The following is a 12768-nucleotide window of genomic DNA, read 5'->3' on the forward strand; positions in this document are numbered from 1 at the left end:
CACGCACTGCGAGGTGTGCATGCTCTGCATGCTCCGGGCATTTCAAGGCATTAAGTATGGTGGGCGACACGCCTACATGTCGAAGACCTCGGCGCGCTGAACCCGGTCAGCCTGCAAATTTCAACGATGTAATTCACTACATCTCGCGTTATGTGTTTCTGTCGGCCACTAGGTGTAGTGTTTCAATCACCGAAAGCCCCGGTACCAATCCGGGTGTCGGACTGGAACGAGGCTTCGCGGCTTGTGGAACTTTCGACGGTTCACCTGTCAACGTAGTCTTCTCCAACGATTTTGGCAAAAGATGTCAAGATCGTGTCTGCCACAGAGCTTTTGGTGGGAAGGCCATAGAAATGGCTGCCAAGAACAACCGAGTCGTCAGCCCCAACCCAAAGGGTGGATGGGATGTGAAGGGCGCTCCTGGAAGCAAGCGCGCCAGTGCTCACACCGACACTCAGAAGCAAGCGATTTCCAAGGCGAATCAGATCGTGGGCAACGCTGGCGGCGGTGAAGTTTCGATCCAGGGCAAGAACGGTCAGATTCGCGAGAAGAACACCATTGCTCCTGGTAATGACCCGAGCAACGTCAAGGGGTAATTTGTAGTCCCAAACACCCCGGTTCGGCCGAACCGGGGTGTTTGTCGTTGTGAGATCATCCGAATATTCGACTGCTATTGTGCAGTGGAACGTACAACTACATGCGGTTATCCGGCATACACACGATTCACCACGCCAACGATCGTAGTTCCCCATCAACTACACAGTGTCGTTGGGGGCAGTTCGCATCAGTTCGCGCGAACTCGCACGATTCCCGAGATCGTTCCCTGGAAGTACTCGCCCGACTCGGTGATGAGTGCCGACATCTGAAGGGTGTCGTTGAGGATCGTCGACGGCAACGGAGTCGAACCGATCTGAGACCCGTCCTTCGAGTCGATCACCGCGAAGGAGTAACCGTCCAGCGGAGAGGTGTTCGGAGCACCGTCCCGTGTCACCGTGTAAATCGAGCCGTCAGCCGTCGAGAGGTGAGGTACCGCGGAGCTGCGAATCGTGTTGTCCCACACGACATGGCAGCCGACCGGATCGATGTCGACGCGGGTCATTCCGCCGTTGAAGGGTGCCGTGGCGGGGACCGCTGGACCGGCACCTTCAGGAGTCGTGGGGTACGGGTATCCGTGAGTGCCGGCGACGTAGACGGAATGACCGATGCCGACGGGGGAGTTCTCGCTGCCGCTCGGTGAGCCGTCCTGGCTGGCAGCGGACAACACCGGCTGCGTGCACACCTCGGCGCCCGTGTCAGCGCGATAGACATGCAAGCTCACTGTCGGGTGGGCGTTGTCGACGATGGTCAAGAAATCGCTGCCCGTCGACGGGCCGAAGTATGTCGGCGTCGATCCGGTTCCCCAGCTGAGCTGACCCGGATTACGGGCCGGCCCGCGGTCGTACGGCTGACGCCAGTCGATGACGACCTCGTCGCCATTTCGCTTCAGTTGGTAGAGCGCGTGGGTAGTTGCGACAGCAGTGCCCGTCGGGGAGGTGGAGATGCTGTTCTGCACCTGTTCACCTTCGGGGAGCGCAATGCTGTGCGCGATTCGATCCGCGCCGACATACCCGACGGTGCCGTGCCCGGTGGCGAACCAGACATTGCCGTCCCAGTCCGGAGCGAGGCCGGTGACGTTGTCGTCGGCGGCAACCGCACCACTGAGATCGATGACCTCCGCGAGTTCCAGCCGCCAACTGCCGTCCGGATTCTGCGCATGGGAAATGCGGACCAGTTGACGGTTTCCGTCGACGGCTACGAGACGGTTCTCGTTGTCGAGGTAGGCGTAGACGCCGCCGAGCAGACTGCCCTTCGCGAGCGGCAGTTGTGCTACGGATCTACCCAACGGCGTGGCGTCGGCCTTCGGATCGATCAAATGGATGGTCGGGATCTGGCCGATCATCGTCGTGCAGAGCGAGACGATCATGCCGTCGGAACCCTGGAGGACTGTCGGGCAGGCGGCCATCATCGGGAAAGCTGTCACCTCGTGTGGGCCGGTTCCTGGACCAGGCAGCGGCGTGACGTCGGACGAGCCCGCGTCACCGTGCATGGTGGAAGTACCGACGGGACCGAGGTACGGATTAGCAGGTGCGAGTGGACCGGACACCGAAGGGGTCGCCGTTGCGGGTCCGGCACACAACATGACTGTTGCGGCCACACAGCCGACGATCTGAGCTGTCCGTCGTGTACTCACGTGAACTTGAACCACCTTGCTGCGCAGATTCCGGCCACTGCGGCCCAGATGAGAAGTACGAGAATCGAGAACCAGTCCATCGAGGTGTCGAGGGCCGCTTCGAGTGCGTGTGCGAGAGCGCCGGACGGAACAATGCGTACCAGCGTATGAACGGCGGTCGGGAGTTCACCACTAGCGAAGACCACACTGCCGATGCCCACCATGATGAACCACAGGATGTTGGCGAGAGCGAGAACGATCTCTGCTCGCAAAGTACCGCCGAGCAGTAGGCCAAGCGCTGCAAATGTGACAGTACCGATGGCAATGACCACTGCGCCGAGTACAAGTTCGACAAATGACGGACGCCATCCCAACGCCAAACCGATAGCGCCGAGCAAGAGTGACTGCAGCGCCACGACGATGATGACGGCAGCGCTCTTGCCTGCGATGATTCCCCACCGCGGTAGCGGCGTTGCACCGAGTCGCTTGAGCGCGCCGTATCGGCGGTCGAATCCGACGGCGATGGCCTGTCCGGTGAACGCCGTCGACATCACGGCAACCATCATGACACCAGGGAGCACGGTATCGACCCGAGAATCGCCCAAATCGCCGATCGGAAGTAGACACAGTCCGATGAGCAGGGTGATCGGGATGAACATGGTGAGCAGCAATTGCTCACCGTTGCGGAGCAGAAGAGTCAGCTCCAGTTTGGTCTGCGCCGCCAGCATCTTGGCCGCCGAATTGGGGCGGGGATCCGGCGAGAAGGTGCCTGGCTCGAAGCGGTTCTCGGCGAGCCGTCGGTCTCTGGCAACGCTGATGGGACTGCTCTGGCCGTTCGACGCTGTTTCGTTCATGACCTTGATCTCCGTCATCCCCTCAGTTCCCGGCCCGTCAATTCGAGGAAGACGTCTTCCAGACTCCGTTGATCGACGCGAATGTCGTTGATCAGCACGTCCTGATCGGCACACCACGTTGCGACAGTCGCCACGGTTGCCGGATCGATTGCACCTTCGACGACGTAGGTGCCGGGGTTGGATTCCTCGATGCGGAACCCGGCGAGTGAACCGGCCAGCGAATCGAGGCTCAAACCGGGAACCGTCGTCAGACGGAGTTGTCCTTCGGCGCCCTTGCTGGTGACCTCCGCCGGCGTTCCCGACGCGACGATCTTGCCGTGGTCGATGATGACCAGTTCGTCGGCGAGCGCTTCGGCCTCGTCCATGAGGTGTGTGGTGAGCAGGACGCTCACGCCGTCGCGTCGCAGAGCGTCGATGAGTTCCCACACGAGTAGACGTGCCTGAGCGTCGAGGCCGGCGGTGGGTTCGTCCAGAAATACCAATTCGGGACGGCCGACCAGCGCGCACGCCAGTGACAGTCGTTGCTGCTGGCCTCCGGAGAGGCGGCGGTACGGGGTCTTGCGCGCATCGGTGAGGCCGAGTTTGGAAAGGAGCCAGGCGGGATCGAGCGGGTCGGCCGAGTATGCGGCCACGAGGTCGAGCATTTCCCCGGCCTTGGACCCGGGGTACGCGCCGCCGCCCTGCAGCATGACGCCGATTCGCGAGCGGACTTCACCGGAGTCGGCGATGGGATCGAGACCGAGCACTCGAACCGTGCCGGCATCGGGGGTGACAAACCCTTCGCACATCTCGACGGTGGTTGTCTTACCGGCTCCGTTGGGGCCGAGCAGGGCAACTACCTGGGCCGTCTCGACAGTGAGATCGATACCGTCGACGGCTCGAACACCGTCGAAGGACTTGACGACACCCTGGATCTGTACCGCCGGCGTCGACGATCTGGAGGCTCTCGAGGTCACGGGGAATCAGCGTAAGCCCCCGCCGAGTTGTCTTCGTCTACCGGTCCGCCTTTCGTGATCTCCGCTACTGGCTTGTCGCTACGCCAGGGGAGTGAATTGCGGGTGAAGACGATGAGCGTTCCGGCGGTGAGGATGGTCGCGATGACGGCCTGCACGATCATGAACGGAAGGTATTCGGCGCCGTTGGACATCAACATGACGCTGACGATCGAGGTGAAGACGACGGCAGGGATGCGGAAAATCGGCGCGGTGGCCCACGCCGCCAACGGAAGGATCGCCCACAGCAGGTACCACGGCTGAACGACGGGGAACAGGAGAACGATCGCTCCGAGTGCGATGCCGAGTCCACCGACCGGGTGTATGCGGCCCATGTACACCGAGATCATCATCCGTGCGGTGACGAGCATGGCGACGAGAGTTGCGATGGGCCGCGTGATCGTGAGGATCGCCGTCGTGTGATCGCCGAGTCCGAGTAGTACACCGGCCAATCCCGTGCCGACGCCCAGGAGCGTCGGGATGGACATCCAACTCCGGACTGCGGTGGCGGTGTCGAGGGTGTTGATCCAACCCATACCGAGCCCACTGGCCACGCTGATGACAAACGTGACGACAGCGGCAACGATGCCCAGGAGAATCGCGGCTCCCGCCAAGGCTTTCCAGGTTCCACCCCAACGCCGGGCCAAAGCCATGCCGACAAATCCCAGTGCAAGCAAGGACGGAATTTTGACGGTCGACGACAAGGCGATCAAACCTGATCCCGCAACGAGATAGAACAGCGCTCGCCCACGGATGGGCCCGGACCCTTCGACTGCGCGAAGAGCGATCTCGATTCCGGCGAGCATCAACCCGAGCATGAGTGCTTCGTTGTGGATGCCGGCCACCAAGTGGAAGAGCAACAGTGGGTTCGCGGCACCGAGCCAGAGCGAACTGACGGCAGAGACACCGCATCGCTTGGCCAGTCGCGGTATCGCCCACACGATGAGCGCGACGCCGGCCAATGCGAGCAAGCGGTGCAAGAAGATTCCGGCCACGATGTTGTCGCCGGTCAGTGAGCTGATCCCGCGTCCCAGCCACAGGAAGAACGGTCCGTACGGAGCCGGGGTGTCGCGCCAGATCGTCGGAACCGTGCGGGTGAGAACGTGGTCGACGCCCAGTGCCGCCTTGGGGCCGATGGCGTACGGATCGAGTCCACGGGCCGCGATTTCGCTTTGAGCCAGATACGAGTAGACGTCGCGGCTGAACATCGGCGGTGCGACCGAGAGCGGCAGGATCCACAGCAGGAGTGTGCGGTCCAACTGGGAACGGGTCATGCGCCGCGGTGCGCCGGAACGGCTGCGTATGTCCCCGACTGCAAATCGGCCCATCATCAGCCAGGCCAGAACGACGAGCACGGTTCCGGTCATCGTCATGGTGAGTGAGACCGTCGGCATACGTCCGGGAAGGCTGAGGACTCGAAGTCCTGCGGTCGGATTCTGCAGGACAGGTTGTGCGCCGGCGCCGAGCGCTCCGACTGCCATCAAGACCGCGCCAGTTGCGCCGAATCGGCGAATCCCTCGCAGTTGTGCGGTTTCCTTCGCGTTCAGGCCCGGGCGCTCGTCCTCGTCGCCGTGCAGCACGGCGGCCATACTCTGCCGGGGAGCGGAACCGAAAGGCCGAACGCCGATCGTGGAAAGCGCGAGTGCCTTGGGTTTTTCCAGCAGGGTCGCGCGCGCCGATCGCGCGGTCGTCGTCTTCTCGGGGGTCTGCGGCACACCAGGCAGCGTAGCGGCTCGATCCAGCCGGACAGACAAGCACAAACAACGTGCGTTGTCCGGATATTCCCGAATGTAATGCAGGTTGCCCTTAGTAGACCTGTGAAAAGAATTCCGTCACACTTGTGTTGTGAAAAGAAATGCGTCAGACCCTCGAAGCAAGGAAGTTGCAGGTCAGCCCACTGTAGCGACCTCGCCTAGTGCTGCCGCAAATCCGGTGACGGTGAGCGTCGAAGGCCAGACCCGGGCCGCAGTGGTCAAGCTGCTACTCGAAGAAGGCCCCATTACCGCCTCCGAAATCGGCACGCGCCTCGGTTTGAGTGCCGCAGGTGTCCGACGTCACTTGGACGCTTTGATCGAGTCCGGGGAAGCCCGAACCGCTTCGGCGGCGTCGCTGCGTCAGCGTGGACGAGGTCGTCCCGCCAAGCAGTTCCAGATCACCGCGACCGGCCGAGGCCGCCTCGGCCACACCTACGACGATCTGGCGGGAGCCGCGATGCGGCAACTCCGTGAAATCGGCGGAGACGCGGCAATCGAGGAGTTCGCCAAGCGTCGGGTTCAGGCGATCGTCGGAGACGTCGAACCGGCTGATCCGACAGATGTCGACAACGTCGAGGCGACAGCGGACGCAATCGCCGAAGCCTTCAACGCGGTGGGGTTCGCGGCGTCGACCCGGCCGGTCGGCAACGGCGTGCAGATCTGCCAACACCATTGCCCGGTTTCCCATGTGGCAGAAGAGTTTCCGGAACTGTGCGAGGCAGAGCAGCAAGCATTCCGGCAATTGCTCGGGACTCATGTTCAGCGTCTGGCGACCATCGCCAACGGTGACTGCGCCTGCACGACGCACGTGCCCCTCGTGTCCACCGGGAGTAGATGACCGGACCAGAGTGTTCTACAGAGCGTTGCCACCGTGCAGCGTTCGAATAGAGATTTTTCAGCTAGTTCTTCAAAGTCAGAACTGCTCGACCACAGCGACCAGCCCTCGCTGAGCCCGAGCAGCCGTCAAGAAACAAGACTCCGGAAGGAGCTCGCATGACCGTCACATCAGACCAGGCGACTACCACTGCGGCAGCAGGCACCGAGCCGCTCACGCAGGAAGAGACCATCGCGTCCCTCGGTCATTACGGCTACGGCTGGTCCGATTCCGACGAAGCCGGAGCCAGCGCGCAGCGCGGGTTGTCCGAGGCTGTCGTGCGGGACATCTCCGCCAAGAAGAGCGAGCCCGAGTGGATGCTCGACATCCGCCTCAAGGCGCTGCGCACCTTCGACAAGAAGCCGATGCCGAACTGGGGCAGCGACCTCGAAGGTATTCACTTCGACAACATCAAGTACTTCGTCCGGTCCAGCGAGAAGCAGGCCGAGTCGTGGGAAGACCTGCCCGAGGACATCAAGAACACGTACGACAAGCTCGGCATCCCCGAGGCGGAGAAGCAGCGCCTCGTTGCCGGCGTCGCAGCTCAGTACGAGTCCGAGGTCGTCTACCACTCGATCCGTGAGGACCTCGAGGAGCAGGGCGTCATCTTCCTCGACACGGACACCGGTCTCAAGCAGCACCCGGAGCTGTTCAAGGAGTACTTCGGATCGGTCATCCCGGCCGGCGACAACAAGTTCTCCGCGCTGAACACCGCCGTGTGGTCCGGTGGCTCGTTCATCTACGTTCCGCCGGGAGTCCACGTGGACATCCCGTTGCAGGCGTACTTCCGCATCAACACCGAGAACATGGGTCAGTTCGAGCGCACCCTGATCATCGTCGACGAAGATGCCTCCGTGCACTACGTCGAGGGTTGCACCGCGCCGATCTACAAGTCCGATTCACTGCACTCGGCCGTCGTCGAGATCATCGTGAAGAAGGGCGGCCACTGCCGCTACACGACCATCCAGAACTGGTCCAACAACGTCTACAACCTGGTGACCAAGCGCACCAAGGTCGAGGCAGGCGGATCCATGGAGTGGGTCGACGGCAACATCGGCTCCAAGGTCACCATGAAGTACCCGGCCGTGTGGCTGATGGGCGAGTACGCCCGCGGTGAGGTTCTCTCCGTTGCGTTCTCCGGCGAGGGCCAGCACCAGGACACCGGCGCCAAGATGCTCCACCTCGCGCCGCACACGTCCTCGACCATCATCAGCAAGTCTGTCGCCCGTGGTGGTGGACGTGCGTCGTACCGCGGTCTGGTGCAGGTCAACAAGGGTGCCCACGGCTCCAAGTCGACCGTCAAGTGTGACGCTCTGCTGGTCGACCAGATCAGCCGAAGCGACACCTACCCGTACGTCGACATCCGCGAGGACGACGTCACCATGGGTCACGAGGCCACCGTTTCGAAGGTCAGTGACGATCAGCTCTTCTACCTGATGAGCCGCGGACTGACCGAGGACGAGGCGATGGCCACCATCGTGCGTGGATTCGTCGAGCCCATCGCGAAGGAACTCCCGATGGAGTACGCGCTCGAGCTCAACCGCCTTATCGAACTTCAGATGGAAGGGGCTGTGGGTTAGTGACCACGCCAGAGACCGGAGTCATCGGAGCTGTTGCCGGGGAGAACCCGACCGCTCCTGTAAAGGGTGCAGCCACCGGCTCACCCATCACGAACAAGGGTGAGCAGTTCTCCTCGTTCGACGTCAATGCTTTCGAGGTTCCCGGCGGACGTGACGAGATCTGGCGGTTCACCCCGCTGCGTCGCCTCCGGGGATTGCACGACGGCAGCGCCGTCGCCAACGGACAGGTCACCGTCGAGGTCGACGGCGGAAGCGACATCACCGTCGAGACCGTCGGGCGTGACGACGCACGTCTGGGCAAAGCCGGCGTTCCCGCTGATCGCGTTGCAGCGCAGGCGTATTCGAGCTTCGAGACGGCAACGGTCATCTCGGTTGGTGCCGAGGTCGAGGTCGAGAAGCCCGTTGTGGTCACCATGACCGGCCCCGGAGTCGACAACGTCGCCTACGGACACACCCAGATTCGGCTGGCGCAGTTCGCCAAGGCGACGTTCGTGATCGACCAGCGCGGCAGCGGAACCTTCGCGGAGAACATCGAATTCGTTCTCGGTGACAGTTCGCAGCTGACCGTGGTGGCCATCCAGGACTGGGCGGACGACGCGGTTCACGTGACGTCACACCACGCTCGCCTGAACCGCGACGCAGTGCTTCGATACACCTCGATCAGCCTGGGCGGCGATCTGGTTCGCCTGTCCGCCACCGTCAAGTACGACGGACCGGGCGGCGACGCCGAACTGCTCGGCCTGTACTTCGCCGACGCCGGCCAGCATCTGGAACAGCGTCTGCTGGTGGACCATTCGCAGCCCAACTGCAAGTCCAACGTGGTCTACAAGGGTGCGCTTCAGGGAGATCCCGGATCCGGCAAGCCCGACGCGCACACCGTGTGGATCGGCGACGTTCTCATCCGCGCCGCAGCGGAGGGCACCGACACGTTCGAGCTCAACCGCAACCTGGTGCTGACCGACGGCGCCCGCGCCGACTCGGTTCCGAACCTCGAAATCGAAACCGGTGAGATCGTCGGGGCCGGCCACGCAAGTGCAACGGGACGTTTCGACGACGAGCAGCTGTTCTACCTGCGTGCTCGTGGTATCCCGGAGGATCAGGCTCGTCGTCTGGTCGTACGTGGGTTCTTCCACGAAATCATCAACAAGATCGCTGTTCCCGAGGTGCGCGATCGCCTCGAAGCCGCAGTCGAAGCCGAACTCGCAGCCGTCGGCTCCTGACCGCCCCGCCTGCGACACCACCCCGTCGCTACGCTCGCCCGCCTCATCTTGAAGGAATTTCATGTCTACCAGTGACAACACCACCACCTCGGTCCTCGAGGTTCGTGACCTGCACGTCGAGGTCGCCAACTCCGATGCCAACGCCGAGCCCATCCAGATCCTCAAGGGCGTCGACCTGACGGTCCGCTCGGGGGAGACCCACGCGATCATGGGCCCCAACGGCTCCGGCAAGTCGACTCTGTCGTACGCCATCGCCGGTCACCCCAAGTACCAGGTCACGTCCGGCTCCATCACCCTCAACGGTGAAGACGTCCTCGCAATGAGCGTCGACGAGCGTGCACGTGCCGGGCTCTTCCTGGCCATGCAGTACCCCGTCGAGGTTCCCGGCGTTTCCATGTCCAACTTCCTGCGCACCGCCGCTACGGCCGTGCGAGGCGAGGCTCCCAAGCTGCGCCACTGGGTCAAGGAAGTCAAGGAAGCCCTCAGCGAGCTCGAGATCGATCCCTCGTTCATCGAGCGCTCGGTCAACGAAGGCTTCTCCGGTGGCGAGAAGAAGCGCCACGAGATCCTGCAGTTGGGCATGCTCAAGCCGAAGATCGCGATCCTCGACGAGACCGACTCCGGCCTCGACGTCGACGCTCTGCGCACCGTCTCGGAAGGCGTCAACCGCTACAAGGAGCGCGAGAACGGCGGCGTTCTGCTGATCACGCACTACACGCGCATTCTGCGCTACATCAACCCCGACTTCGTTCACGTGTTCGTCGGTGGCCGCATCGTCGAGTCCGGTGGACCGGAGCTGGCCGACGAGCTCGAGACCAACGGCTACGTTCGTTTCACCGCGGACACCGCAGCTACCCAGGGAGCGTAATCACGATGACCACCTCGGTGCGCGAGCTCGACGTCACAGCGGTTCGGGCCGACTTCCCGATCCTGGCGCGAACCGTGCGCGACGGAAAACCTTTGGTGTACTTGGATTCCGGCGCTACCTCGCAGCGTCCGGTCCAGGTACTCGATGCCGAACGGGACTTCCTGACCACGTGTAACGCGGCAGTACACCGGGGTGCTCATCAGCTCGCAGAAGAGGCGACGGACGCGTACGAGAATGCTCGCGCCACCATCGCTTCTTTCGTGGGTGCGGAATCGGACGAGTTGGTGTTCACCAAGAACGCCACCGAGGCTCTCAATCTGGTGACCTACGTTCTCGGTGACGATCGCTTCGACCGCCACGTCGGTCCTGGCGACGAAATCGTCATCACCGAACTCGAACACCACGCCAACCTCGTTCCCTGGCAGGAACTTGCGCGCCGAACCGGTGCGACGCTCAAGTGGTACGGCGTCACCGACGACGGCCGGATCGATCTCGATTCGCTGGAGCTGACGGACGCGGTGAAGGTCGTTTCGTTCACCCACCAGTCCAACGTGACCGGCGCGATCGCGCCCGTCGAGGAATTGGTGCGACGAGCACGCGCCGTCGGTGCACTCGTCGTGCTCGACGCGTGCCAGTCGGTGCCTCACATGGCGGTCGACTTCCACGAACTGGGAGTGGACTACGCGGCGTTCTCCGGTCACAAGATGCTCGGCCCTTCGGGGGTCGGAGTTCTCTACGGCCGTCGTGAACTGCTGGCAGCGATGCCTCCGTTCATCACCGGTGGCTCGATGATCGAGACGGTCACCATGGAGGTCAGCACTTACGCGCCACCGCCTCAGCGTTTCGAAGCCGGCGTACCGATGACCTCACAGGTGGTCGGACTGGGCGCTGCCGTGGATTACCTGAACACCTTCGGGATGGACGCCGTCGCTGCGCACGAGCACGTGTTGGTGGAGGCTGCTCTCGAAAAGTTGTCGGCGATCGAAGGTCTGCGCATCATCGGACCACAGACGTCCGAGAACCGCGGCGGAGCGATTTCCTTTGTCGTGGACGGTATTCACGCCCACGACCTCGGACAGATCCTCGACGACGAGGGCGTCGCGATTCGCGTCGGACACCATTGTGCGTGGCCGCTGCATCGTAAGTTCGGTGTCGCTGCGACGGCCCGTGCGTCGTTTGCGCTCTACAACACCACCGCGGAAATCGATGTTCTCGTTGCCGCGATCAAGCGTGCGCAGGAATTTTTCGGTGTCGCAGGGGAGTTGAACTGAATCATGCGCATGGAGCAGATGTATCAGGAAGTGATCCTCGATCACTACAAACATCCGCACGGCCGCGGACTCCGTGAGCCGTTCGGCGCCGAGGTGCACCACGTCAACCCGACGTGTGGCGACGAGGTGACGTTGCGCGTCCAGATCTCCGAGGACGGAACGGTCTCCGACGTCTCGTACGACGGTCAGGGTTGTTCGATCAGCCAGGCGTCGACGTCGGTGCTCAACGACCTCGTCATCGGGATGCAGGTCACCGACGCACTGAAGACGGTGACGGCGTTCAACGAGATGGTGAGCAGTCGGGGCACCGTCGAGGGGGACGAGGACGTTCTCGGCGACGGCATCGCGTTCGTCGGTGTCTCGAAGTATCCGGCACGCGTGAAGTGCGCCTTGCTCGGATGGATGGCATTCAAGGATGCTGTAGTCCAGATTGTCGACGGCAGTGCTGTGACGACGGCGGACAGCAGCAGTGAATTGGTCGACACTACTGAAGGACAGGGATCATGACCGAGACACAACCAGTGCAGGACGCCGAGGTCGGCGCTCCGGTGAATCCGAATCCCGATTCCACTGCGGAATTCGGTGGCGCACAGGGCAGTGGCACTGTCCCGTCGCCTGAGCGACTCGACGAACTCGAAGAAGCGATGCGCGACGTCGTCGACCCCGAACTGGGAATCAACGTCGTCGATCTCGGCTTGGTCTACGGACTCTTCGAAGACGACGGTGTCGTCACGATCGACATGACTTTGACGTCGGCGGCGTGCCCGTTGACCGACGTGATCGAGGACCAGGCACGCGGCGCACTTGTGCGTAGCGATCTGTGTACCGACATGAAGATCAACTGGGTGTGGTTGCCGCCGTGGGGACCGGACAAGATCACCGAAGACGGACGCGAGCAACTTCGCGCACTCGGCTTCACGGTCTGACAAGCAACCTCGGCACGATCAACTGAATACATTTCACCGGAGCGTCGGTGCCCGTTCGTCGGGTACCGGCGCTTCGGTTTGTTATATAGGGCCGTTTTAGCCATGATATTCAGGACAATAGTCCCAAATGGTTGTTTGATGAATATTTGCTGGAAGCTGACTGATCGGTAACATCGCAGCTGATTGTCACGATGTGATCTCCGGCGGGCGATTTGCCAGTTTC

The 12768-nt window shown here is 62.4% G+C and carries 12 protein-coding genes; 8 read left to right on the forward strand and 4 right to left on the reverse strand.

The genetic code is table 11. From position 1 onward, the window contains the following. Positions 1-350: 350 nt before the first annotated feature. Positions 351-593 carry a DUF2188 domain-containing protein gene (locus tag A0W34_RS14635; RefSeq protein WP_064075319.1) on the forward strand — a complete coding sequence of 81 codons (243 nt, stop codon included), beginning with the start codon at positions 351-353 and terminating at the stop codon, positions 591-593. 188 nt (positions 594-781) lie between these two features. On the opposite strand, the gene A0W34_RS14640 is transcribed toward A0W34_RS14635, so the two are convergent. Genes A0W34_RS14640 through mptB form a run of 4 tightly spaced genes read right to left on the reverse strand, consistent with a single transcriptional unit; the run spans position 782 to position 5767 of the window. After that, a complete protein-coding gene (locus tag A0W34_RS14640; RefSeq protein WP_232330050.1) occupies positions 782-2176 on the reverse strand; it encodes a hypothetical protein in 1395 nt (464 codons plus the stop codon). Positions 2177-2223: 47 nt separating this feature from the next. Continuing rightward, on the reverse strand, positions 2224-3060 hold the full coding sequence (locus A0W34_RS14645; RefSeq protein WP_442971949.1) for an ABC transporter permease: 837 nt from the start codon (positions 3058-3060) through the stop codon (positions 2224-2226). A 14-nt stretch (positions 3061-3074) separates the two neighbouring features. Next, positions 3075-4016, reverse strand: a complete 942-nt coding sequence (locus A0W34_RS14650; protein ID WP_007727917.1) for an ABC transporter ATP-binding protein — start codon at positions 4014-4016, stop codon at positions 3075-3077. Next, positions 4013-5767 (reverse strand): polyprenol phosphomannose-dependent alpha 1,6 mannosyltransferase MptB, encoded by a 1755-nt coding sequence (gene mptB, locus A0W34_RS14655; protein WP_081557857.1) that lies wholly within the window; start codon positions 5765-5767, stop codon positions 4013-4015. The genes A0W34_RS14650 and mptB overlap by 4 nt, the downstream gene beginning before the upstream one ends. 217 nt (positions 5768-5984) lie before the next feature. On the opposite strand from mptB, the gene A0W34_RS14660 reads away from it, so the two are divergent. The 7 genes from A0W34_RS14660 to A0W34_RS14690 all read left to right on the forward strand — a co-directional run bounded on the left by A0W34_RS14660 (position 5985) and on the right by A0W34_RS14690 (position 12545). After that, a complete protein-coding gene (locus tag A0W34_RS14660) occupies positions 5985-6644 on the forward strand; it encodes a helix-turn-helix transcriptional regulator (RefSeq protein ID WP_003944857.1) in 660 nt (219 codons plus the stop codon). Between the two features lie 155 nt (positions 6645-6799). After that, complete coding sequence (gene sufB, locus A0W34_RS14665) at positions 6800-8260, forward strand: Fe-S cluster assembly protein SufB (protein ID WP_003944799.1); 1461 nt, start codon at positions 6800-6802, stop codon at positions 8258-8260. Continuing rightward, the gene (gene sufD, locus A0W34_RS14670) at positions 8260-9480 is read left to right on the forward strand and encodes a Fe-S cluster assembly protein SufD (RefSeq protein WP_081557858.1); all 1221 of its coding nucleotides are present in this window, start codon (positions 8260-8262) and stop codon (positions 9478-9480) included. The genes sufB and sufD overlap by 1 nt, the downstream gene beginning before the upstream one ends. Positions 9481-9541: 61 nt before the next feature. Next, on the forward strand, positions 9542-10348 hold the full coding sequence (gene sufC / locus A0W34_RS14675; RefSeq protein ID WP_003944795.1) for a Fe-S cluster assembly ATPase SufC: 807 nt from the start codon (positions 9542-9544) through the stop codon (positions 10346-10348). Between the two features lie 5 nt (positions 10349-10353). Further along, complete coding sequence (locus tag A0W34_RS14680; RefSeq protein ID WP_081557859.1) at positions 10354-11619, forward strand: cysteine desulfurase; 1266 nt, start codon at positions 10354-10356, stop codon at positions 11617-11619. A gap of 3 nt (positions 11620-11622) precedes the next feature. Then, positions 11623-12126: a Fe-S cluster assembly sulfur transfer protein SufU gene (sufU, locus tag A0W34_RS14685; RefSeq protein WP_003944894.1), complete on the forward strand. Its 504-nt coding sequence runs from the start codon at positions 11623-11625 to the stop codon at positions 12124-12126. Further along, entirely contained in the window at positions 12123-12545 is a 423-nt protein-coding gene (locus tag A0W34_RS14690; protein WP_003944963.1) for a metal-sulfur cluster assembly factor, read from the forward strand. The genes sufU and A0W34_RS14690 overlap by 4 nt, the downstream gene beginning before the upstream one ends. The last annotated feature ends 223 nt before the right edge of the window (positions 12546-12768 follow it).

It is taken from the genome of Rhodococcus sp. BH4 (assembly GCF_002079265.1).
GTDB lineage: Bacteria > Actinomycetota > Actinomycetes > Mycobacteriales > Mycobacteriaceae > Rhodococcus_F > Rhodococcus_F qingshengii.

Excerpts from the sequence above, each read along its gene's own strand:
- A0W34_RS14680 (WP_081557859.1), top strand. The coding sequence starts at position 10,354 with ATGACCACCTCGGTGCGCGAGCTCGACGTCACAGCGGTTCGGGCCGAC.
- sufB (WP_003944799.1), top strand. The coding sequence starts at position 6,800 with ATGACCGTCACATCAGACCAGGCGACTACCACTGCGGCAGCAGGCACC.
- sufU (WP_003944894.1), top strand. The coding sequence starts at position 11,623 with ATGCGCATGGAGCAGATGTATCAGGAAGTGATCCTCGATCACTACAAA.
- A0W34_RS14645 (WP_442971949.1), bottom strand. The coding sequence starts at position 3,060 with ATGAACGAAACAGCGTCGAACGGCCAGAGCAGTCCCATCAGCGTTGCC.
- A0W34_RS14640 (WP_232330050.1), bottom strand. The coding sequence starts at position 2,176 with ATGTTGTGTGCCGGACCCGCAACGGCGACCCCTTCGGTGTCCGGTCCA.
- sufC (WP_003944795.1), top strand. The coding sequence starts at position 9,542 with ATGTCTACCAGTGACAACACCACCACCTCGGTCCTCGAGGTTCGTGAC.
- A0W34_RS14690 (WP_003944963.1), top strand. The coding sequence starts at position 12,123 with ATGACCGAGACACAACCAGTGCAGGACGCCGAGGTCGGCGCTCCGGTG.
- A0W34_RS14635 (WP_064075319.1), top strand. The coding sequence starts at position 351 with ATGGCTGCCAAGAACAACCGAGTCGTCAGCCCCAACCCAAAGGGTGGA.